This window comes from Rhodococcus sp. NPDC003322, from assembly GCF_053589555.1.
The window spans coordinates 665,865-687,821 of record NZ_JBSFSC010000001.1 but is presented as its reverse complement, the minus strand read 5'-3'; the positions used below and the strand labels follow the sequence as shown (position 1 = coordinate 687,821).

Below are 21,957 nucleotides of genomic sequence, written 5' to 3'. Positions count from 1 at the left end.
CGGCAAACCGGCAGGTGCGGGTGGTCCCTGTCATCCGGCGACCGCCCGCCGGTCGGGGGCCAGGCGTGCGGCGTCCGCCGCCGACCGGCCGGCCGCGACCCCGCCGAGATCGCTGACGGTGAAGCCCCACGACCGCAGTTTCGGGCCGAACAGGCGGTCCACCTCGACCTGCACCGCGTCGGAGCGCCGGGCGAGGATTGGCAGCAGGTCACCGAACTCTGCGCGGGCGTCGACGACCGCCTGCGCGGTCGCCGCCTTCTCGGCTTCGGTCAGTCGTTGCCCGATCCGGATGGCGAAGCCGTACAGGAATGCCCGCCGGAAGGCCGCCGATGTCGCGCCGCGCGCCTGTTCGGCGTGCATCGCCCGCGTCGCCTGCACCAGCAGCGAGGTGAACAGCAGGTCCACCTTCTCGAGGTCGGACGGGGTGCCCAGCACCGTCGCGATGTCATCGACGGCGTTGTAGAGGGTGCGGATGTGGTTGGCCTCGCCAACCGTGGTCAGGAGCAGGCCCTTCTGTTTGCTGTAGGGCCGGTCCAGGTGAATGCGCCGCGCATGCACCGTGATGTCCCGACCGGTGATGCCCCGTTCGGACGCGGCCTCGAGCAGCGTGGCCGTCACGGAGTGACGGGTCATCAGTTCCTGCGCCTTGGCCGTGAGGGTTTCGGCTTCCTCGGTGAACTCGGTGCTCTCCGCCTTGGCCAGCAGGCCGCGAATCCGATTCAGCACCTTGGCATCCGCGATCTCGGCGTCCGTTCCGTCGCCGGGTTGCGGTGCCCGGACCTCGGGCCACAGGGACGGCGGTGGGCACAGTCGCCGCAGTGGCTGCAGGCGCCGCAACAGACGCAGTGCGGACACGGTTAGTGGTGGCTCGTCGACCCGCCGCGGATAGGTGTGGGCGAGGACCTTGAGTTGGTCCGCCCAGTGCAGTGGGGCACGCGCCCACGCCCCGCTGCGGTTGGCCTCCCGCAGGATCAGCAGCGCGACCGGCGCGACCTCGACGGAGGCCAGGCCCCGCCGGGCGACGTGTACGACGTCGCCCGGCTGCCAGCCGTTCTCGTAGGCGCGGCGCAGCGCCTCCTCGGCGCCGAGGCCGTCACGCGTCCCGGCCTCGGCAGCATCCCCACGGTCTCGAATACCTGTTCGATTGGTCCCCATGGGGGCAGTCTGCCCCGGGGGTACGACAAGTTCTCTCGCCGCAGGTCACGGCGTGATTTTCAGGCGTCTTCGGGCTCGACGTAGCGGGGGAAGACCGGGGCCGGTGCGGGCAGGGGGGTGCCGGCGACGATCCGCGTGCCGAGATCGGAGAACTGACGGTTCTCTGACGCCTGGCCGAGCACCGCCAGGATCTTGTCGGCGGCGTCGGGCATCACCGGCTGCACCAGGATGCCGACGATGCGCACCACCTCGAGCGTCGTGTACAGCACGGTCGCCATCCGCGCGGGGTCGGTCTTGCGCAGGACCCACGGCTCCTGGGCGCTGAAGTACCGATTGGTCTCGGCGAGCACGTGCCAGAGCGCCTCGAGGCCGAGATGGATGGCCTGCACGTCGAACTCGGCCCGCACCTTCTCCAGGAGCGCGTCGGCCTGCGCGAGGAGCGCGGTGTCGGCGTCGGTGAACTCGCCGGGAGTCGGTACCTGTCCGTCGCAGTTCTTCGCGACCATCGACAGCGACCGCTGCGCGAGGTTGCCCAGTTCGTTCGACAGGTCGGCGTTCATCCGGGTGACGATCGCCTCGTGGCTGTAGCTGCCGTCCTGGCCGAACGAGATCTCCCGCAGCAGGAAGTAGCGGACGGCGTCGAGCCCGTACTCCTCGACCATCTCGAGCGGGTCGACGACGTTGCCGACCGACTTCGACATCTTCTCGCCCTTGTTGTAGAGGAACCCGTGTACGAACACGCGCTCGGGCAGTTCGATGCCGGCCGACATCAGGAACGCGGGCCAGTACACGGTGTGGAAGCGGCTGATGTCCTTGCCGATGATGTGCAGGTTCGCCGGCCAGTACTTCCCGAACGACTCGGAGTCGACGTCCGGGAAGCCGACACCCGTCAGGTAGTTGGTCAGCGCGTCCACCCACACGTACATCACGTGGTCGGGATCGCCCGGAACCGGCACACCCCAGTCGAACGTGGTCCGGGACACCGAGAGGTCCTTGAGTCCGCCGGAGACGAAGCTGACGATCTCGTTGCGGCGGGTCGCGGGAGCGATGAACTCGGGGTGCGACTCGTACAGGGCGAGCAGCCGGTCCTGGTAGGCGGACAGCTTGAAGAAGTAGGTCGACTCCTCGGTCCACACCACCGGTGTGCCGGTGTCGGTGGAGATCCGGCTGCCGTCCTCCTGCAGCGTCGTCTCGGCCTCGGTGTAGTACGCCTCGTCGCGCACCGAGTACCAACCGGCGTAGGTGTCGAGGTAGATGTCGCCGGCCGCGACCATCCGCTCCCAGATGGCCTGACTGGCCGTGGTGTGGTCGCTGTCGGTGGTGCGGATGAACCGGTCGTACGAGATGTTCAGCACCTTGTCCATGGCCTGGAACACGTCGGAGTTGCGGGTGGCGAGGTCGCGGACGTCGACGCCCTCCTTCGCCGCGGTCTGCTGCATCTTCAGTCCGTGCTCGTCCGTGCCCGTCATGAAGAAAACGTCGAACCCGTCGAGCCGCTTGAAGCGGGCGAGCGCGTCCGAGGCGATGTACTCGTAGGCGTGCCCGATGTGCGGGGCGCCGTTGGGGTACGCGATCGCAGTGGTGATGAAGAACGGGGGCCGGGTCGCTGCAGTCATGGTGGCCTTACTCTATCTGCGTGCCCAAGGATCGTCCGGCTCCGGACCTGCCCGAGCCTCTAGCGCCGCTGATCGACGCCCACACCCACCTCGATGCGTGCGGGGCGAACGACGCCGCGTCGGTCGGCGAGATCGTCGACCGCGCCGAGAAGGTCGGCGTCGGCCGGGTGGTCACCGTCGCCGACGACCTGGCCGCCGCGCGGTTCGCGGTCGACGCCGCCACCTGGGATCCGCGGGTGTACGCCGCGGTCGCCATCCATCCCACCCGCGCGAACGTCCTCGACGACGCGACCAAGGCCGAGATCGAGCGGCTCGCCGCGCACCCGCGCACGGTCGCGGTCGGGGAGACCGGGCTCGACTACTACTGGCCCGGCAAGCTCGACGGCTGCGCCGAGATCGAGGATCAGGTCGAGGGATTCCGCTGGCACATCGACCTCGCCAAACGTCTGGGCAAGCCGCTGATGATCCACAACCGTGAGGCCGACCACGACCTGCTGACCGTGCTGCTCGACGAGGGCGCGCCCGAGACGGTGATCTTCCACTGCTTCTCGTCGGACGCGACGATGGCGCTGGCCTGCGTCGAGGCGGGATACGTGCTCAGCTTCTCCGGCACGGTCAGCTTCCGCAATGCCCGCGAACTGCACGAGGCGGCGAAGCTGGTGCCGGACGACCAGCTGCTGGTCGAGACCGACGCGCCGTTCCTGACCCCGCACCCGTTCCGCGGCGCCCCCAACGAGCCGTACTGCCTGCCGTACACGGTCCGGTCGCTTGCCGCGACCCGCGGTCAGGACCCGTTCGAGCTCGCCGCCGCCGCAACCGCCAATGCGGAGCGCGTTTACCGCCTCTGACGTCGCTAGAGCACCTTCCGCAGGAAGTCCTGGGTGCGCGGTTGCTGTGGGTTGCCGAAGACCTCCTCGGGGGTGCCCTCCTCGACGATGTAGCCGTCGGCCATGAAGATGACCCGGTCCGAGACCTCGCGGGCGAAACCCATCTCGTGGGTGACGACGACCATGGTCATGCCCTCGGCGGCGAGGTCGCGCAGGACCTGTAGCACCTCGCCGACCATCTCGGGGTCCAGCGCGCTGGTGGCCTCGTCGAAGAGCATCACGTCGGGGTTCATCGCGAGCGCCCGGGCGATCGCGACGCGCTGCTTCTGTCCGCCGGAGAGGTTGGCGGGCTTGGCGTCCTTCTTGTCGGAGAGCCCGACCTGTCCGAGGAGCCGGATCCCGATGTCGCGGGCCTCGTCCTTGGTGGCCTTCTTCGTCTGCACCGGCGCGAGCATGACGTTCTCGAGGGCGGTCATGTGGGGGAAGAGGTTGAAGTGCTGGAAGACCATCCCGATGTGCTGGCGCACCTTGTCGATGTCGACCTTCTTGGCGGTCAGGTCGACGCCGTCGACAACGACGCTGCCCTCGGTGATGTCCTCGAGCCGGTTCAGGCAGCGCAGGAAGGTGCTCTTGCCGGAGCCCGACGGCCCGATCACACACACCACCTCGCCCGCGGCGATGTCGACGTCGATGCCCTTGAGGACCTCGTTGTCACCGTAGGACTTCTTCAGCCCGGCGACCCGGATCTTGCTTTCGGTGGTGACGGACTCGCTCACGCGTTGATCCTCTTCTCGAGCCGGGCGGACAGCTTGGTCAGGGCCATGATGATGACGAAGTAGAAGATGCCGACGATCAGCCACATGTTGAACGACTCGAAATTCCTGGCGATGATGATCTTGCCGGTCTGGGTCAGTTCGGCGATGCCGATCACCGACAGGATCGAGGTGTCCTTGAGCGTGATGACGGCCTGGTTGACGAACGACGGCATCATCGTCCGCACCGCTTGTGGCAGCACCACCTTGCGCATCGCGGGCAGGTAGCCCATGCCGAGGCTGCGGGCGGCCTCCATCTGTCCCTTGTCGACGGCCTGGATGCCGCCGCGGATGATCTCGGTGATGTACGCACCGGCGTTCAGGCTCAGGGTGATGATGCCCGCCGTCATCGCGGGCATCTGGAAGTCCAGTGCGGCGGGGATGCCGAAGTAGATGAAGAACGCCTGCACCAGCAGTGGGGTGCCGCGGAAGATGTCGACGTAGGTGACGCCGATGCCGCGCAGGATCCTGCTGGTCGAAACCCGGAAGAAGCCGAAGATCAGGCCGAGCACCAGCGCGATCGCCAGCGAGACGACGGTGAGCACGAGCGTCAGCCACAGACCCTTCATCAGCAGCGAGAAGTTGTCCTTCAGCAGCGAGAAGAAGGTGTTGCCGCCCTGCACCTCGGGCTGTTCGCCGAGGTAGCGGTTCAGGATCTCGTCGTACTCGCCACTGGCCCGCAGGTTGGCGAGGCCGGCGTTGAACTTCGACAGCAGTTCCGCGTTCTGGCCCTTCGAGACCGCGAAGCCGTACGAGTTGCCCGCCTCCTTGCCCGTGACGGTCTTGAGGCCGTTGCCCTGTGCGATGCCGTAGAGCAGTACCGGGTAGTCGTCGAAGACCGCGACGGAGTTCCCGGTCTTGACGTCGTCGTACATGCTGGCCGAGTCGTCGAAGGTGACGATCGTGAAGCCGTACCGGTCGCGAATGGACTCGGCGAACGCGGCTCCCTCGGTCCCGGTCTTGACCGCGACCCGCTTGCCCCTCAGATCCTCGTAGGACTTCATCGAGTCGTTGTTCTTCGCGACGGCCATCTGGACGCCGGAGTCGAAGTACGGGTCGGAGAAGTCGAAGACCATCTTGCGTTCGTCGGTGATGGACATGCCCGCGATGACGCCGTCCACCTGCCGCGACTGCAGCGCCTGCACGGCCGCGTTGAAGCCGAGCGGTTTGATCTCGTATTGGAAACCCTGGTCTGCCGCGGTGGCGGATAACAGATCCATGTCGATGCCGACGAAGTTGCCCTGCTCGTTCTGGAACTCGAACGGCGCGAACGTGACGTCGGTGGCGATCACGTAGGTCTTGCCGGATCCCGACTGCGCGGCGGCGGAGCCCTGTCCGAGCAACATGCCGAGCAGCCCGACCAGGGCGACGACCGCGGCGGTGACCAGGCGTCGACGGCGGCCGAGCCGATCCCGTGAGGACTGCCGAAGGTTCATCCAACTGCTCATCCAAACCAGCTTTCGTGGTCGCCGTGCATTGGTTGTGCCTGGGTCTCGACCCTAGTGAGCTTCACCCCTTTTTTACTGCTCACGAACGGCAGCGGTTGCCGGAGCTCCGCCCTTTCGTTACCGTACTGTGATCGCTTAAGGCCGGGATCACATCCCGGTAACCGACAGCACAGGACTTCTTCGTGTCACCTCTCACTCGGATCAACAAGGCCAATTCGCCGCTGCTGCGTCTCGTCGTCGGGGCACTTCTCCTCACCCTCATCGCCGGCGGTGCGCTGGCGGTCAGCCGACACAAGACCGTGCTCGTCGACGTCGACGGCGAGACCATCTCGCTCAGCACGATGTCCACCGACGTCGACTCGGTCCTCGCCGATGCCGGCTACGCGATCGGGGACAAGGACGCCGTGGCGCCGTCGAAGGGCGCCTCGGTTTCCGACGGTGACACCGTCGTGTTGCGCCGTGCCCGCGAGGTGACCCTGACCGTCGACGGCGAGCCCCGCACCCTGTGGACCACCGCGCTGACCGTCGACGAGGCGCTCGCACAGGAACGCCTCGCGGGTGACGTGCACGTGTCGGCGTCGCGCTCGGAGAGGTTGCCCCTCGACGGCACGGACCTCGAGGTCATCAGCCCCAAGATGGTGCGCCTGCTCGACGGCGCCGCCGCGGCCGCCGACATCCGACTGGCCGCCCCGACCGTCGGTGACCTGCTCACCGCGCAGGGTGCGCCGCTCGAACAGCAGGACACCGTCGAGCCCGCCGCCGACGCCCCGGTCACCGAGGGTCTCGAGGTGAAGGTCACCCGCATCCGCACCGAGAGTCGGACCGAAACCCAGCCGGTGGCTCCGCCGGAGCAGCGGATCGAGGACCCGACGATGAACATGAGCCGCACCGTCCAGGAATCCGCGGGCGCCCCCGGCGTTCGGGACGTGACGTTCGCGGTGACCACCGTCAACGGTGTCGAGACCGGTCGTGAGGAGTTGTCCGAGAACGTGACGACACCCGCGCAGCCGAAGGTGGTGCGGGTCGGTGCCAAGCCGGGCACGGAGGTGCCGCCGGTGAGCAATGGCGCAACCTGGGACGCGCTCGCGCAGTGCGAGGCGACGGGCAACTGGCACATCAACAGCGGCAACGGCTTCTACGGCGGCGTGCAGTTCGACCAGAACACCTGGGAGCGGCAGGGCGGCCTGAAGTACGCGCCCCGCGCCGACCTCGCCACCCGCGAGGAGCAGATCGCGATCGCCATGAAGACGCAGCAGACGCAGGGGTGGGGTGCGTGGCCGTCCTGCTCGTCCCGGCTCGGCGTACGGTGAATTTCGCCGCCGTGACACCTGCCCGCTAAGTTCGATCCGTGTCGGATTCACAGCCCCGCGGCCAAGCCGCCCTGCTCGGCCCCGCCGAGGTGCGTGCGCTCGCGGCGGAGTTCGACATCCGCCCGACCAAGCAGCTCGGGCAGAACTTCGTGCACGACGGCAACACCGTCCGCAAGATCGTCGCGGTCTCCGGTGTCGCCCGTGACGACGTGGTCCTCGAGGTGGGACCCGGTCTCGGCTCGCTGACCCTGGCGCTCCTCGACGTGGTGGAGAAGGTCGTCGCCGTCGAGATCGATCCGAAGCTGGCGGCCAGGCTGCCCACGACCGTCGCCGAACGTGCCCCGGAGCTGTCGAGCCGGCTCGACGTGGTGCTCGAGGACGCCATGCGGGTGATGCCGTCGCAGGTCCCGGCCGAGCCGACCGCCCTCGTCGCGAATCTCCCGTACAACGTCGCGGTGCCGGTGCTGCTGCACCTGTTCGCCGAGTTCCCGTCGCTCCGGACCGCGTTGGTCATGGTGCAGGCGGAGGTCGCCGATCGGCTCGCCGCGCGACCCGGCAACAAGATCTACGGCGTGCCGAGCGTGAAGGCGTGCTTCTTCGGGCAGGTACGGCGCGCGGGATCCGTTGGGCGACAGGTCTTCTGGCCGGAACCGAAGATCGAGTCCGGGCTGGTCCGCATCGACCGGTACGAGGACGCGCCGTGGTCGATGGACGAGGAACATCGCAAGCGTGTGTTCGCTGTCGTCGACGCCGCGTTCGCGCAGCGTCGCAAGACGCTGCGTGCAGCCCTGGCGACGTGGGCAGGATCGCCCGCCGAGGCGGAGCGACGTCTGGTCGCGGCGGGCATCGAACCCTCCGCACGCGGCGAGGTTCTGGACGCGGCAGCCTTCGTGCGCCTGGCGAACGTCGAGCCGTCTGCCTGATTCGTTTGTGTTGAACGAATCAACAAGTACTGCTTGGTGATTCAAACCATCCGCGTGGTATGTCTCGTTCCGGTACGGTGGCGGCGGCGTCGGATCCGACGCCGCCAGCGTGCGCTTGTGGGGCGCTCATCGTTGTCGAGGGGTAGGTCATGTCTCGTTTCGCAGGACGTCGTATCGCATCCGCTGTTGTCGCCGCGGCCGCGTTGGCCGGTGGTCTCGCCGCCGGCGCCGGTACCGCCGGGGCCGCCGACGGGTCGTCAAGCCTCGACCCGGGGTCGTTCACACTGTTGTCTGACGGGTCGCTGGAAGCCCTGTACCTCACCGGATCGGCGGATAGTGAGTCCGCAGCGAGCGTGCTCGGCATGTTCCCCTACTGTGGTGGGGGCGCAATCGAGGGAGTGGAGGGCGGCGGAATGCAGTATGGTTGTGTGCTCTTCGGGCACTACGTCCATATCCCCGGGTTGACGCCCGGGTTGTCGTAGAGCGGATTGGAGCGACACTGTCGCTGCTGCGCCCGGCTGCCGCTGCATCGACCGGCGTTCGTGCCCCTGGCGAACGTCCAACCCCCCGCGTGATTCGTTTGTGTTGAACGAATCAACAAGTACTGCTTGGTGATTCAAACCATCCGCGTGGTATGTCTCGTTCCGGTACGGTGGCGGCGGCGTCGGATCCGACGCCGCCAGCGTGCGCTTGTGGGGCGCTCACCGTTGTCGAGGGGTAGGTCATGTCTCGTTTCGCAGGACGTCGTATCGCATCCGCTGTGGTCGCCGGGGTCGTGTTGGCCGGTGGTCTCGCTGCGGGCGCGGGTTCCGCATCCGCCGCCGGATCGGTCTCCGGCGAGTCGGTGAACAGCGCGGGATCGTTCGAGGGGGCGACTGACGATCCCGTGCTGTTTCTCGTCGAGGCGGTGGGTGCAATTCCTGGTGTTTTCTTGATGGTTGGATCCGGGGCCATCTGTGGGAGTTTGATGGTCACCGGAGACGACGATCCCTGCGGGTGGCGGGAGGGGCCTTGGTGATCTGACATTCGCGAGTGGCTCGGTGCAGGGACTTACGGTGTGTCGAGTGTGAAGGCATGCTTCTTCGGTCGGGTGCGCCGGGCGGGTCCGTTGGCAGGCGGGTCTTCTGGCCGGAACCGAAGATCGAGTCCGGACTGGTCCGCATCGACCGGTACGAGGAGGCCCCGTGGCCGCTCGGCGCCGAGCACCGCAAGCGGGTGTTCGCGGTTGTCGATGCCGCATTCGCCCAGCGCCGCACGACCCTTCGCGCCGCACTGGCCAGCTGGGCCGGCTCCCTCGCCGAGGCCGAGCGTCGCCTCGTCGCGGCCGGTATCGACCCGACCGCCCGCGGCGAGGTTCTCGACGCGGCTGCCTTCGTGCGTCTGGCGAACGTCCAGTCGCTCCCGGGACCGGGTTACGTATAACGAATAGTCAATTACTGCAAGGGAATGCGAGAGTCATCCTCTCGACGCAGTGCGCGGTCGTGCAGTGACGCATTGCGTCGGATCGGCGCAACCGACAGTGCGCGAGAAGCCCTGTCGGTGCCACTATCGGCGGGGGTTTGTCATGTCTCATTCCTTGGGGCTTCGCATCGCATCCACTGCTGTTGCTGCGGCCGTGTTGGCTGGTGGTTTCGCTGCGGGTGCGGGCAGCGCGTCGGCCGCTGAGTCGTCGACCGACGAAAACGTGGGATCGTACGAGACAGTGACACACGATTTCGTGGGATCGTACGAGGGAGTGGCGGACGATCCCGCCAGCTTCCTCCTCGATGCGGTGGGCGCAATCCCCGGTGTTTTCGTGCTGGTTGGAAGCATCGCCATCTGCTCGAGCCTGGTCGATGACGAGAACCCGTACCCCTGCGGGGGAGGAGCGGACGACAATCTCCCCGGGTAGTGAGACAGTGACGGCCCGCTGGTAGCGGCAGCGCCGGGTCGGTCCGCTTGCCCCGACCTGTGATATTGATAAATCATTTGTGAGTTAGCATGCGGGCGTGCCTCAGGACCTGGACTCGCACGGCAGCGCGTTCGCCGACTACGACCGCCCGTCGGTCGCGGTGGACGTCGCCGTCCTGACCTACCGAGACGGTGCGCTCCGGGTTCTGGTGGTCGAGCACGAGAAGCTCGGCGGCCGAGCACTGCCGGGGACGTTCTTGCATTCAGGAGAGCGGCTCTCGGACGCTGCGGCGCGAGCGCTCACCGACAAGGCGGGGCTCTCCGGCGCGGCGTTCCGACAGCTGGCGATGTTCGACGATCCGCAGCGCGACGACCGCGGCTGGGTGATCTCGATGGCGCACGCGGCGGTGCTGCCGGCTCGCGCCCTGCCCGACACCGCGCTCCTCGTGGAGGTGGCTGACGGTCGGGTCGCCGAGGACCTGCTCTTCGACCACGCCGACATGGTGCGGCTCGCCATCGACGACCTCCGCAATCGCTACGCGCAGCAGGTCGACCCCGACGGTCTGCTGGGGGAGAAGTTCACGATGCTCGCACTAAACGAGCTCTACCGGGTCGTGTTCGGGCTCGACAGGCTGCAGAAGGACTCGTTCCGCCGGCACGTGATCGCGGCGCTGGAGCCGACGGACGAGCTGGTGACCACGGGCGCGGGCCGGCCGGCCGAGCTCTTCCGGCGTAACGGTGAGGCTTACCTCTCGCCCAAGGCCGCGGCTCTGTTCACGAAATAGCCTGTGCGCCTTTCCGGCAGCCGGAGCTACCGGAAAGACGCACAGGCGGCGCAGACGACTACGTGAAGCGCCGCAGCCGCAGGCTGTTGCTGACGACGAAGACGCTGGAGAACGCCATTGCGGCGCCCGCGAGCATCGGGTTGAGCAGGCCGGCGGCGGCCAGCGGCAGGGCGGCGACGTTGTAGGCGAACGCCCAGAACAGGTTGCCCTTGACGGTGCGCAAGGTCTTGCGGGACAGGCGGATCGCGTCCGCCGCGGCCCTCAGATCACCGCGCACCAGGGTCAGGTCGCTGGCCTCGATCGCGACGTCGGTGCCGGTGCCCATCGACAGACCGAGATCGGCCTGGGCCAGCGCGGCGGCGTCGTTGACGCCGTCACCGACCATCGCGACCACCTTGCCCTCCGCCTGCAGACGTTTGACGGCCTCGACCTTGTCCTGCGGCAGCACCTCGGCGATCACCTCGTCGATGCCGACCTGGTCGGCGACCGCGCGGGCGGCGGCGGCGTTGTCGCCGGTGAGCATGATCGGCGTCAGGCCGAGCGCCTTCAGCTGTGAGATCGCCTCCGCCGACGTCGGTTTGACGGCATCCGCGACCACGAGTACGCCGCGGGCCCTGCCGTCCCAGCCGACCGCGACCGCGGTCCGGCCCGCGGATTGGGCCGTGTGCAGCGCCCTTTCGAGATCGGGTGTGAGGGCCTGGGCCCAGTCGGCGAGCAGCCGTGGCCGGCCCACGATCACCGCGTGCCCGTCGACGACGCCCTGCACGCCGAGACCCTCCACGTTCGCGAACTCCGCGACGGTCGGCAGTGCCCCGGCACCGGCGGCCGCAGTCGAGATCGCCCGCGCGATCGGGTGCTCGGAGGAGTGCTCGAGTGCACCGGCCAAACGCAGCACGTCGTCGGCCGACTCGCCGTCCGCCGCGTGCACCTCGAGCAGCGTCATGGTTCCGGTGGTGACGGTGCCGGTCTTGTCCAGCACGACCGTGTCGACGCGGCGGGTCGACTCGAGCACCTCGGGTCCCTTGATCAGGATTCCCAGCTGGGCACCCCGGCCGGTGCCGACCATGAGCGCGGTCGGGGTGGCCAGACCCAGGGCGCAGGGGCAGGCGATGATGAGCACCGCGACAGCGGCGGTGAAGGCCGCGGCGACGGAACCTCCGGTGCCGAGCCAGAATCCGAGTGTCGCGACGGCCAGTGCGATGACGACGGGCACGAAGATGCCGGAGATGCGGTCGGCGAGCCGCTGGGCCTGCGCCTTCCCCGTCTGCGCGTCCTCGACCAGCTTCGCCATCTGCGCGAGCTGGGTGTCGGATCCGATTCGGGCGGCGCGCACCACGATCCGTCCGCCGACGTTGACGGTGGCGCCGACGACCGCATCGCCCGGGCCGACCTCGACCGGTACCGACTCGCCGGTCAGCATCGACGCGTCGACGGCCGATGCCCCCTCGATCACCTCGCCGTCGGTGGCGATCTTCTCGCCGGGCCGGACCACGAACTCGTCACCGACCGCGAGTTGGTCGACGCCGATCCGCTGTTCGACACCGCCGCGAAGCACCGACACCTCCTTGGCGCCCATCTCGAGCAGCGCGCGCAGGGCGGCCCCGGAGCGACGCTTGGCGCGGGCCTCGAAATAGCGGCCGGCCAGGATGAACGTCGTCACGCCGGCGGCGGCCTCGAGGTAGATGTTTCCGGTGCCGTCGGTGCGCGCGATGGTGAACTCGAACGGGTGCGTCATGCCGGCGACCCCGGCGGTGCCCCAGAACAGCGCGTACAGCGACCAGCCGAGCGCGGCGAGTGTGCCCATCGACACCAGGGTGTCCATCGTGGCGGTGCCGTGCTTCAGGTTGGTCCACGCGGCCTGGTGGAACGGCCAGGCGCCCCACACCACGACCGGGGCGGCGAGGGTGAGGGAGAGCCACTGCCAGTTGGTGAACTGCAGTGCCGGGATCATCGCCATCGCGATCACCGGCACGCTCAGTGCCAGCGAGATCAGCAGTCGTCGGCGGAGCCCGGCCGTCGGATCGTCTTCGGCGGTGGCGGCATCGGTGTCGTCGGCGGTCGACGGCGGTGCCGGGAGTGCGGCGGTGTACCCGGCGGACTCGACGGCGGCGACGAGGTCGTCGGGGGTGATGTCGCCGGTGAAGTCGACGCGGGCCTTCTCGGTGGCGTAGTTGACGGTGGCGGTCACCCCGTCGAGCTTGTTGAGCTTGCGCTCGATGCGGTTCGCGCAGGACGCGCAGGTCATGCCACCGATCAGCAGTTCGACCTGTCCCTCGGTCGGCGCGGGTGCGACGGGGTTCATCGTGACTCCTCTCCGGGTGGTGTGTCAGTGCCCGTGGCCGGCCGGTGCGGCAGGTGCGGCGGGTGCGGTGTCTGCGTCGGCTTCGACGGTGAATTCGGCTGTGCGGACGGTGTTCTCGTGCTGGAAGTCGAGGAACAGTCGATAGGTGCCGGGGCTCGGAGCCTGCGCGTGGAACACCACGTCGGGTCCGGGCGCGGTGACGCCGTCGCCGGGCGCGCCCTGCGGGTGCACGTGCAGGTAGGCGAGGTCGCCGGTGCGCAGCGCGACCAGATGTCCGTAGGCGCCGAGGTAGGGCTGCAGGTCGGTGACCGGGCCGCCGTCGCGGGTGACCGCCAGGGTGAGCGCGCCACCGGCGGTGGTCAGATCGCCGGACAGTTCGACCCGGTATCCGTCGACCTCCGCGGTCCGCGAGGGTGCAGGCAGCGGGACCGGGGTCAGGTCGCCGGCGACGTCGACGTTGCGGCCCAGCGTCAGTGCGGGCCCGTCGACGGGCTGGAAGTCCGCGAACACGCGGTAGGTGCCGCCGGTCGGCCAGGTCCAGTCGATCGCCCAGGTGCCGTCGGCGGCCAGGGCCGGGTGCACGTGCCGGAACTCGCTGGTGTCGGCGCGGACGACGATCAGGTGCAGCTGCTTCTCGTGCTGGTCGGTGAACGCGGTGACGGGGTCGCCGGACGGTCCGGTGATCCGGAAGGTCAGTGCGCCCGGGGTGCGGGCCGTACCCGGCGCGGAGATCTCCGAGAGCGTGTATCCCTGTTCGCTGACCTGCAGGCCGGCCGGAATCCCGGTCTCCGTGGCGGCGGTGGGTTCCTCGGTGTGGGTGTCGTGCGTGGTGGTGGACATGTCGGTCGGGCTCCCCACGGCCGCCCCGACACCGAGGGCCGCCGCGAAGATCACGGCGAGGCCCCCGGTGTAGGCGGCCAGCTTGGTGGCGGTGTTCATGACTGTGCGGTGTAGCCGGCCTCTTCCACCGCGGCGCGAACCGCGGCGGGGTCGACGGGGTCGATCGAGGTGACGGTCAGCAGCCCGGTGGGGACGTCGACGGTGATCTCGGTGACCCCGTCGAGCTTGGCGACCTCCTCGCGGACCGAGCTCGCGCAATGCCCGCAGGTCATCCCGGTGACGGTGTAGTTCGCGATCTCCATGGCGTTCTCCTTCGTCTGCTTCGTATACCCACTGGGGGTATATGACCAACGAGTCGAAACATACCCCCCGAGGGCATGTGACGCAACCCTCTGGTTGGGATTGTGTCAGATACCCATGGGGGGTATAAACCGAACGGCGACGGTCGAACCACGGTCATCGCTCACCGATGCAGGGAGGGATCGAGATGAATCAGGAAACGGGCCGGGTGCAATCGCGAAAGTGGTTGGCGCTCGGATTGATTGCGCTCGCGCAGTTCATGGTCATCATGGACACGTCGATCATCGGCGTCGCGCTGCCACGGATGGGTGAGGATCTCGGCTTCACACAGGAGGACCTCACCTGGGTTTTCAACGCCTATGTGGTGGTGTTCGGCGGGCTGCTTCTGCTCGGCGGCAGGCTGTCCGACCTGTTCGGCGCTCGTCGCATGTTCGGCCTGGGGTGGCTGATCCTGCTGGTCGGCTCCCTGGCGGCCGGGCTGGCCACGAACGTCCCCGCCGAACTCGTCGGCCGCGCCGTCCAGGGGGTCGGCGCGGCCCTCATCGCGCCGGCCGCGCTGACACTGCTGATGATGCTGTTCGGGTCGAACCCGCGCGACCTGACCAGGGCGCTCGCCGTGTACGGGGCCGCGGCGCCTGCCGGTGGGACCGCGGGCGTGTTCCTCGGCGGGCTGCTCACCGAGTACGCCTCGTGGCCATGGGTGTTCTTCGTCAACATCCCGGTCTCGGTCCTCGCCCTGGTCGCGGCGCCGGCGCTGCTGCCGGGCGGGCGCGGCACCGGAACGGGTGGCGTCGACCTGCTCGGCGCGGTCACCGTGACGCTCGGCATCGGTACGGCGGTCTACGCGATCGTCCGGGCGCCCGAGGTGGGCTGGCTGTCCGTGCAGACCTGGGGTGTCCTGCTCGCCGCGGCCGCGTTGCTCGCGGGATTCCTGGTGATCCAGGCGATGCGGCGCGAGCCGCTCGTCCGGTTGGCGATCTTCCGCACCCCCAACCTGGGTGCCGCGAACCTCGCCCAGTTCCTGCTCGGCGCCGCGTGGATTCCGATGTGGTTCTTCCTGAACCTGTACCTGCAGCAGGTGCTCGGCCTCTCGGCGTTCCCGAGCGGGGCCGCGCTGATCCCGATGACGGCACTGATCATGGTCGGGATGATCGTGCTCGCGCCACGTCTGATCGCACGGTTCGGGCCGAAGCCTGCGGTGGTGGCCGGGCTGCTAGTGCTCGCGGCGGGCCTGGGCTGGCTCTCACTGGTGCGTCCGGACGGCAGCTTCTGGGTGGACGTCCTGCCCGCCTCGCTGATCTCCGCGCTGGGGATGGCCCTCGCCTTCATCCCGTCGCTCGGCACCGCCATCTCCAGTGCCCGCCCCGAGGAGGGTGGTCTCGCCTCGGGCATCGTCAACACCAGCTACCAGTTGGGTTCGGCGCTGGGCCTCGCCGCCGCCACCGCCGTCGCGGCGGTCGCCGGAGCGGGGCGGGTGGGTGATCACGCGGCCCTGACCGACGGGTTCTCGGCCGCGTTCCTCACGGCCGCGGTGATCGCTCTCGTCGGCGCGGCACTGGCGGCCGTGACGCTCCGCCCGGCCCGGGCCGCCGAGACGGTGCCGGTCCGATGAGGCCCGTCGAGGTGCTCGACGATCCGCGGCTGCGGGCGGTGTTGCGGTGCGCGGGCGGATGTCTGCTCGCGGCGCTGCACGCCTGGATCCGTCCACGTCCGCGGGATCTGCGGGACGTGTCCCAATAGCGGACGGCGCCAACGGAGTTCGCTCCGATGGCGCCGTTCGGTGGTGAAATCAGTGGGCGCCGCCGGAATCCCTCCGGCGGCGCCCACTGCGTTGGCTGATCGTGCTTACTGGGCGGCGAGAACCTTGCCCATGCCGCGCTCGACAGCGGAGACCAGACGCGGCCGCAGGTCCGCGGCGGCCACGATGTCGTGCACGGAGCCGACCTCGCGGGCGCGTTCGATGTTGTGGATGCCCTCGAACTCCGCGGCCACCTCGCCGAGCTTGGCGTTGCGGACGGCGACCCGCTCGGCGGCGAGCTCGACGCGCAGCGTGGCGCGCTCGGCGTCGTCGTCGCTGGCGGCGAGCCGGGCCTCGAGGTCGCGCACCGCCGGGTCGGCGTCGGTGCGGGCGTTGACCTCGCGGGTGAACACGACGGCCGCGGCAGGGGCGCCACCGAGCACCGAGGCGAACGAGCCCTCGACCGCGAGCACCTCCATGTTCTCGTTCAGGGCGCCGGAGAACACCACGAACGCACCGCCGTGGTAGCGCGAGATCACGACGAACACGATCGGGCCGTCGAAGTTGACGATCGCGCGGCCGATCTCGGCGCCGTATTCGAGCTGCAGGTTCCGCAGCGACTCCGGGGAGCCGTCGAATCCGGACAGGTTCGCCAGCACCACGACCGGACGGTTTCCTGACGCCGCGTTGATCGCGCGAGCCGTCTTCTTCGACGAACGCGGGAACAGCGTGCCCGAGGTCCACTGGTCCGGGCCGTCGGTCGGGAACCAGCCCTTGCGGGCGATGGCCCGGGACTCGATGCCGACGACGGTGACGGCGTTGCCGCCGAGGTGCGCGTCGAACACCACCGACGTGTCGGCGTCGGCCATGTCGGCCCAGCGTTCGAGCACGGCGTGGTCCTGGTCGACCACGGCGTGCATCACCGTGCGGATGTCGAACGGCTTCTTGCGGTCCGGGTTCGTCTCGGCGGAGAAGATCTCACCGACCGTGGTGAACTCGCTCGACGGGTGCACGTGCGGGAACGAGCGCACGTCACGGTCGATCGGGTCCGACGACTCCGCCTTGCGCGGGAAACGTTCCCCGACAGCGAGGTACGCGTGCTCGTAGTGCGCGAACAGGACGCCGATCGCGGCGGTCAGGTCCGGTGCCCAGTACTGCGCCTGGCCGTTCGGGCCCATCACTCGGTCGTAGCCGCCGATACCGAAGTTGTCCTCCGCCGAGACGCCACCGGAGTAGTCCAGGGACTGCTTGCCGGTGAGCACCATCGCCGACTCCGGGGTCATCACAAGGATGCCCTTGGTGTGCATCAGCATCGTGGCCTCGGCGTTCCAGTACGGCTGGGCGCCGACGTTGATGCCCGCGACGATGACGTTGATCTCGCCGCCGTTCTGGGTGAACGTGATGATCCGGCGCAGGCCGCGCGAGACCCAGTCCATGTTCTCGGTGCCGGACTCCATGGAGATGGTGGCGCCGGAGGAGAGCGCGAACCATTCCACCGGGGCGCCGAGCGACTCCGCGAGGTCGATGGCCGCGACGATGCGCGAGCACTCCGCCTCGGCGACGGTGCCGAGAGCCTTCGTCGGGTCGCCGAACAATGCGACCCGGGTCATGCCCTCGGGGTAGCGCTCGGTGGGCGTGGTGACCAGGCCGACGATGACACCGGCCTTGTTGCGGCCGTAGGGGCGGTCGACGGGCACCAGCGCGCCGGTGTCGTCGAGGTCGTACTCGACGAAGCTGCCGCCCGCGCTCAGCGCGGGGATCAGCTCGTACGGGTAGACGGTGCCGCGCGCCCGCGACCGCTGCACCTTCTGGGTGTACTCGTCGAGCGGCTTGAGCGGCTGGGTCGGCGGTTCGGTGACCGCGACCTGCAGGCCGGCGCCGGAGCGGTACGAGAACCGGATGGCGACCTGGCGCGGCTTCGCCGTCGGCGATTCCTGCATGCGGCAGATCAGGGTGATCTGCTCGATGCCCGCGCCGACGGTGAGCGGTGCGACGTGGCTGGCGATCGCGGACAACCGGTCGGCGGCGACGTCGAGCCGCGGCCACACGTAGAGCACGACGCGGTTGTTGTCGAGACGCTTGCGACCGCGCTCGGCCTGGGCGCTGCGGATGCCGGCGAGGCACGACGCGAGGGCTCGCTCGATCGCCGGGGCGGCCTCGATCTCGCCGGCCTCGTCGAACTGCAGCGTGAGGTCGCGCACCTGAGCCATCGCGATCAGGCGCTGGTCGGCCGGGTTGTCCTTGGCCGCAAGGTGATACACGTAGGTGTCGGCCGGGGCGGGCAGGCGCGTGCCGTTGAAGTTCTTCAGGCGCCACATGTCCAGGCGCTGCGCGGTCAACGGGTGCATACCGCGGATGATGCGGTCCTCGTCCAGCCCGCCGGACTCGGCGGGACGGAAGGTGGCCTGACGCTGAGTCGTCATCGCGCCGGGCACGGTGACGGTCACGGTGACGCGTCGCCACGGCACGGACGTGTTGTGCGACAACAGCTCCGACCGCAGCGACTCGGCGAGTGCGTCGTCGTCGGCGGGCGCGTCCGGCCACGTGACGTACAGGTCGGCGACCAGGTTCACGGGCGACGGGCCGGCGACCGCGTCCACGACGCGGAGCGCCTCGGTCAGCTGCCCCTGGTCCGCGGCGACCGACACCAGGCGCAGCTGCTCACCGGAGAGTTCGAAAGTGCCGGTGACGCAGGGCAGTCCGTGGCCGTCGATGGCCTTGACGTCGGAGAGTCCGCGGATCTTGTAGTACTGCCGGGTGACCACCTCGAGCAGGTCGGCGGGAGCGGACCACGGCTCGGCGAGAAGGCCGACGAGCGGCTCCGGGGTGTCGACCATCGCGTCGATGCGGGCGGCGCGATCGGTGGCGCCGGGCTGCTCCGCCAGGTACTGCAGGCTGCCGCGGACGCCGTCGTAGATCTGCTCGCGCGACTTGCGGACCACCGGCTCGTCGAAGATGCGGAAGTGCAGGCCGCGGGCCATGTCGCCGATCAGCGGGTAGCGCAGCTGGGTGGCGACGATCAGCCGGTTGAGGACCTCCTCGAACTCGCCGGCGAGCTCCTCGCCGATCGGGCACTCCCGCTGCCAGTGCGCGAGCAGGCCTGCGACGGTCGGGACCTGCGCCTCGAGCCGCTGCAGGGCGACGAACAGCCGGTGCACGGCCTCCTCGAGCTCCGGGGTGCGGTCCAGCTCGGTCACGTCGTAGTGGCGCAGCGAGCGGGACAGCTTGGCGCGGAACGACTCCGGCAGGCCCTCCAGCTCGACGTCGAGCGAACGCAGGAAGGAATGGAAGTGCTCGCGGGGGGAGTGCACCCGCTCGTCGTTGTCGTCGCCGCCGGCGGGCCGGTTGCGCGACAGCTCGCACAGGTCGGCGAACGTGGTCAGCAGCGCCAGCTCCGCGCGAGCCAGGGTGGGGTCGGATTCGGGCAGCCGGTCGCGCAGGGTCGCGTACTCGGTGCGCAGTGCGGTGGCGCGGGTGTCGTCGACGTCGAATCCGGTGATCATCGCGGTCAGCGCGTCGAGCCGGGCGAGTGCCTCGGTCAGGTCGTCGCGGTCGCTGGTCTCGGGGGCCGTGAACTCGACCCGCGGGGCCTGGGTGGTGACGGTCTCCTCGGCCACCGGGTCCACCCGCAGCAGTGCGGCGCCGGCGTCGACCTGCGCATTGACGATGGCGAGGACTTCCCGGACAGTGCCCGCGTTCTGCGCGCGGATCGCGGTCTCCATCTTCATCGCCTCGAGCACCACGAGGGTGTCGCCTGCCTCGACCTCGTCGCCGACCGCGACGGGCAGCGCCACGACGACGGCGGGGGAGGGTGCGCGGACGACGCCGGCCTCGTCCTGGCTGATCTGGTGGCTGACACCGTCGACCTCGACGAGGTGGTGGGCGGGCCCGGTGACGGAGACGACATGGTGGCGCCGTCCGCCGACGACGATCCGGCGCTCGTACTCGCTGAGCCGGTCCACGTCGACTTCGACCTCGCCGCTGTCGCCGTCGATGCGGTAGCGGTGCGGGCCGATCTGGCCGACCTCGAACTGGTACGCCTGCCCCTGGTAGCTCAGCTCGACGCCGCGCCCGACGGTGTTCTTGGTGCGGGGCCGTCCGCCGCGGGCGGCGGCGAGGAACGCGCTGCGCTCGTGCGCCTCCTCGGTCTCGTAGACCTCGATCGCGGTGGCGAGCAGGGCGACGGCCGCGGCGGGGGTGGGGCCGTTCGCGGTCCCGGCGCCGGTCCGGTCGAGCCACCCGGTGTCGGCGGAGGCGGTGATGACCTCCTCGCGGTCGAGGAGGTCGAGCAGGAACGACTTGGTGGTGGTGCCGCCGTCGAGGACGACGGTGGTCTCGCGCAGCGCGGTGCGCAGCCGGGCGAGGGCCTCGGAGCGGTCCCGGCCCCAGGCGATGACCTTCGCGACCATCGAGTCGTAGTCGGGCGGGATGACGTCGCCCTGGGCGATGCCGGTGTCGACGCGCAGGCCGGAGCCGAGCGGGAACTTCAGCAGCTGGACGGTGCCGGGGGCGGGCGCGAAACCGTTGTCGGCGTCCTCGGCGTTGAGGCGGGCCTCGACGGCGTGACCGAACTCGGTCGGGCACTCGCCGACCAGCGGCTCGCCGCTCGCGACGTGGATCTGCAGCTTGACCAGGTCGAGTCCGGTGGTGAACTCGGTGATCGGGTGCTCGACCTGCAGGCGGGTGTTGACCTCGAGGAAGGTGAACACCTGCTGCGACGGCTGGTAGAGGTACTCGACGGTGGCGGCGCCGCAGTACCCGGCGGCCTTGACCAGTTCCGCGGACACCTTCCGCAGCTGCGCGGACTGCTCGGCCGTCAGCAGCGGGGAAGCGGACTCCTCGATGACCTTCTGGTTCTTGCGCTGGATCGAGCAGTCGCGCACGCCGGGCGCCCACACGTTGCCGTGCGCGTCGGCGATGACCTGGACCTCGACGTGGCGGGCCTCGGTGACGAGGCGCTCGATGAACACGACGGGGTCGCCGAAGGAGCGCTCGGCCTCGCCCTGGGTGCGCTCGAGGGCGAGTTCGAGCTCGTCCTCGGAGTAGACCTTGCGGATGCCTCGGCCGCCGCCGCCGGAGCGCGCCTTGATGATGAGCGGGTAGCCGATGGCCTGGGCGTGCCTGCGGGCGTCGGCGCGGGTCTCGACCGGTCCGCCGGACCACGGGGCGACGGGGACACCGACCTTCTCGGCGAGCAGTTTCGCCTCGACCTTGTCGCCGAGCAGCCGCATCGCCTCGGCGGAGGGGCCGATGAAGGTGATGCCGAGGCGGGCGCAGACGTCGGCGAAGGCCGGGTCCTCGGCGACGAATCCCCAGCCGACCCAGACGGCGTCGGCGCGCGCCTCGATCAGGGCGCGCTCGAGTTCGGCGTGGTCGAGGTAGGGCGTGGCCGCGGTGGTCGAGGGGCGCAGTGTGACGCCCTCGTCGGCTTGCCGGACGAACATGGCGCGGCGCTCGGCCTCGGTGTGCAGGGCGATGACGGTGAGGGGCTGGTCGCGTTCGGCGTTGAGTTCCCGGACGGCGCGGATCAGGCGGACCGCCGCCTCGCCCCGGTTGACGACTGCAATTCGTCTGAACATCTGGTTGGCCACCGTTCCTCGTACCTCGTTGTTCACAGTTGTCGTCCACACGTGTGCGCGGGCACCCGGTACGGACAGGCCGTGGCGCGTCGAGCCACTCGGGGCTGAGCGCGGGCCGCTCGACTGCCCGTGACAGGACGGACGGCCGCTTGATCACCGGAACACCGAGCGGTCGGAGGGTCGTCGCGAGGCGACTGTCGACCGGAGAATTCCGGTCTTCCTCCGGTGCGTTGATCGGCGCTACCGGTATGCCAGCATCCATTATTTCGGCGGCTCTGTCATGTCGTTACAGAGTCGCCCAACGTCGTTTTGCCGCAACGCGATTCGTGTAGGAATCGATCCTTTGTATCGTGTCGGCAGGCTACTTTCGAGTAGCTTTACGCGTACTGGTCAGTAGGCATTTGCCGGCCGATCGGATCCCGCTCCGTGGAC

Annotated in this window: 16 protein-coding genes and 1 pseudogene; 9 read left to right on the top strand and 8 right to left on the bottom strand. The window is 69.2% G+C overall.

Annotation, left to right across the window (positions count from 1 at the left end; genetic code table 11):
• Positions 1-30 precede the first annotated feature (30 nt).
• On the bottom strand, positions 31-1,155 hold the full coding sequence (locus tag ACWDUM_RS03150; protein ID WP_450132859.1) for a DUF2786 domain-containing protein: 1,125 nt from the start codon (positions 1,153-1,155) through the stop codon (positions 31-33).
• Between the two features lie 59 nt (positions 1,156-1,214).
• The gene (metG, locus tag ACWDUM_RS03145; RefSeq protein WP_450132858.1) at positions 1,215-2,771 is read right to left on the bottom strand and encodes a methionine--tRNA ligase; all 1,557 of its coding nucleotides are present in this window, start codon (positions 2,769-2,771) and stop codon (positions 1,215-1,217) included.
• 20 nt (positions 2,772-2,791) lie between these two features.
• On the opposite strand from metG, the gene ACWDUM_RS03140 reads away from it, so the two are divergent.
• Positions 2,792-3,619, top strand: coding sequence for a TatD family hydrolase (locus ACWDUM_RS03140; protein ID WP_450132857.1), 828 nt, complete (start codon positions 2,792-2,794; stop codon positions 3,617-3,619).
• Positions 3,620-3,624: 5 nt separating this feature from the next.
• Here ACWDUM_RS03140 and ACWDUM_RS03135 read toward each other — a convergent pair whose 3' ends face one another.
• Both ACWDUM_RS03135 and ACWDUM_RS03130 read right to left on the bottom strand, forming a co-directional pair.
• Entirely contained in the window at positions 3,625-4,374 is a 750-nt protein-coding gene (locus ACWDUM_RS03135) for an amino acid ABC transporter ATP-binding protein (RefSeq protein WP_450132856.1), read from the bottom strand.
• A complete protein-coding gene (locus ACWDUM_RS03130; RefSeq protein ID WP_450132855.1) occupies positions 4,371-5,858 on the bottom strand; it encodes an amino acid ABC transporter substrate-binding protein/permease in 1,488 nt (495 codons plus the stop codon). Before ACWDUM_RS03130 ends, ACWDUM_RS03135 begins: the two co-directional genes overlap by 4 nt.
• Positions 5,859-6,040: 182 nt before the next feature.
• Here ACWDUM_RS03130 and ACWDUM_RS03125 point away from each other — a divergent pair, with 182 nt between their 5' ends.
• The 6 genes and pseudogenes from ACWDUM_RS03125 to ACWDUM_RS03100 all read left to right on the top strand — a co-directional run bounded on the left by ACWDUM_RS03125 (position 6,041) and on the right by ACWDUM_RS03100 (position 10,766).
• Positions 6,041-7,168 carry a transglycosylase family protein gene (locus ACWDUM_RS03125; RefSeq protein WP_450132854.1) on the top strand — a complete coding sequence of 376 codons (1,128 nt, stop codon included), beginning with the start codon at positions 6,041-6,043 and terminating at the stop codon, positions 7,166-7,168.
• 38 nt (positions 7,169-7,206) lie between these two features.
• On the top strand, positions 7,207-8,091 hold the full coding sequence (gene rsmA / locus ACWDUM_RS03120; RefSeq protein ID WP_450132853.1) for a 16S rRNA (adenine(1518)-N(6)/adenine(1519)-N(6))-dimethyltransferase RsmA: 885 nt from the start codon (positions 7,207-7,209) through the stop codon (positions 8,089-8,091).
• Positions 8,092-8,240: 149 nt separating this feature from the next.
• Positions 8,241-8,573 (top strand): hypothetical protein, encoded by a 333-nt coding sequence (locus ACWDUM_RS03115; protein ID WP_450132852.1) that lies wholly within the window; start codon positions 8,241-8,243, stop codon positions 8,571-8,573.
• 557 nt (positions 8,574-9,130) lie between these two features.
• Positions 9,131-9,513 (top strand): annotated as a pseudogene (locus ACWDUM_RS03110) (rRNA adenine N-6-methyltransferase family protein); the annotation flags it as partial.
• A gap of 142 nt (positions 9,514-9,655) precedes the next feature.
• On the top strand, positions 9,656-9,982 hold the full coding sequence (locus ACWDUM_RS03105) for a hypothetical protein (RefSeq protein WP_450132851.1): 327 nt from the start codon (positions 9,656-9,658) through the stop codon (positions 9,980-9,982).
• A gap of 97 nt (positions 9,983-10,079) precedes the next feature.
• The gene (locus ACWDUM_RS03100; protein WP_450132850.1) at positions 10,080-10,766 is read left to right on the top strand and encodes an NUDIX hydrolase; all 687 of its coding nucleotides are present in this window, start codon (positions 10,080-10,082) and stop codon (positions 10,764-10,766) included.
• A gap of 58 nt (positions 10,767-10,824) precedes the next feature.
• Here the strand turns inward: ACWDUM_RS03100 and ACWDUM_RS03095 are convergent, their stop codons facing one another.
• From ACWDUM_RS03095 to ACWDUM_RS03085, 3 genes are read right to left on the bottom strand one after another with little or no spacing between them, the layout of a single operon-like run.
• Positions 10,825-13,068: a heavy metal translocating P-type ATPase gene (locus tag ACWDUM_RS03095; RefSeq protein WP_450132849.1), complete on the bottom strand. Its 2,244-nt coding sequence runs from the start codon at positions 13,066-13,068 to the stop codon at positions 10,825-10,827.
• Between the two features lie 24 nt (positions 13,069-13,092).
• A complete protein-coding gene (locus ACWDUM_RS03090; protein ID WP_450132848.1) occupies positions 13,093-14,007 on the bottom strand; it encodes a hypothetical protein in 915 nt (304 codons plus the stop codon).
• Positions 14,004-14,210 (bottom strand): heavy-metal-associated domain-containing protein, encoded by a 207-nt coding sequence (locus ACWDUM_RS03085; RefSeq protein ID WP_450132847.1) that lies wholly within the window; start codon positions 14,208-14,210, stop codon positions 14,004-14,006. The genes ACWDUM_RS03090 and ACWDUM_RS03085 overlap by 4 nt, the downstream gene beginning before the upstream one ends.
• A gap of 185 nt (positions 14,211-14,395) precedes the next feature.
• Between ACWDUM_RS03085 and ACWDUM_RS03080 the strand changes: the two genes are divergently transcribed.
• Positions 14,396-15,820 carry an MFS transporter gene (locus tag ACWDUM_RS03080; protein WP_450132846.1) on the top strand — a complete coding sequence of 475 codons (1,425 nt, stop codon included), beginning with the start codon at positions 14,396-14,398 and terminating at the stop codon, positions 15,818-15,820.
• Positions 15,817-15,948 carry a hypothetical protein gene (locus ACWDUM_RS03075; protein WP_450132845.1) on the top strand — a complete coding sequence of 44 codons (132 nt, stop codon included), beginning with the start codon at positions 15,817-15,819 and terminating at the stop codon, positions 15,946-15,948. Before ACWDUM_RS03080 ends, ACWDUM_RS03075 begins: the two co-directional genes overlap by 4 nt.
• A gap of 105 nt (positions 15,949-16,053) precedes the next feature.
• Here ACWDUM_RS03075 and ACWDUM_RS03070 read toward each other — a convergent pair whose 3' ends face one another.
• Positions 16,054-21,525, bottom strand: a complete 5,472-nt coding sequence (locus ACWDUM_RS03070) for an ATP-binding protein (protein ID WP_450132844.1) — start codon at positions 21,523-21,525, stop codon at positions 16,054-16,056.
• Positions 21,526-21,957: the final 432 nt, after the last annotated feature.

Bases quoted from the DNA above. Each gene is read 5' to 3' on its own strand.
- ACWDUM_RS03150 (WP_450132859.1), bottom strand. From the start codon at position 1,155: ATGGGGACCAATCGAACAGGTATTCGAGACCGTGGGGATGCTGCCGAG.
- metG (WP_450132858.1), bottom strand. From the start codon at position 2,771: ATGACTGCAGCGACCCGGCCCCCGTTCTTCATCACCACTGCGATCGCG.
- ACWDUM_RS03130 (WP_450132855.1), bottom strand. From the start codon at position 5,858: ATGAGCAGTTGGATGAACCTTCGGCAGTCCTCACGGGATCGGCTCGGC.
- ACWDUM_RS03115 (WP_450132852.1), top strand. From the start codon at position 8,241: ATGTCTCGTTTCGCAGGACGTCGTATCGCATCCGCTGTTGTCGCCGCG.
- ACWDUM_RS03105 (WP_450132851.1), top strand. From the start codon at position 9,656: ATGTCTCATTCCTTGGGGCTTCGCATCGCATCCACTGCTGTTGCTGCG.
- ACWDUM_RS03095 (WP_450132849.1), bottom strand. From the start codon at position 13,068: ATGAACCCCGTCGCACCCGCGCCGACCGAGGGACAGGTCGAACTGCTG.
- ACWDUM_RS03090 (WP_450132848.1), bottom strand. From the start codon at position 14,007: ATGAACACCGCCACCAAGCTGGCCGCCTACACCGGGGGCCTCGCCGTG.
- ACWDUM_RS03085 (WP_450132847.1), bottom strand. From the start codon at position 14,210: ATGGAGATCGCGAACTACACCGTCACCGGGATGACCTGCGGGCATTGC.
- ACWDUM_RS03080 (WP_450132846.1), top strand. From the start codon at position 14,396: ATGAATCAGGAAACGGGCCGGGTGCAATCGCGAAAGTGGTTGGCGCTC.
- ACWDUM_RS03075 (WP_450132845.1), top strand. From the start codon at position 15,817: ATGAGGCCCGTCGAGGTGCTCGACGATCCGCGGCTGCGGGCGGTGTTG.
- ACWDUM_RS03070 (WP_450132844.1), bottom strand. From the start codon at position 21,525: ATGTTCAGACGAATTGCAGTCGTCAACCGGGGCGAGGCGGCGGTCCGC.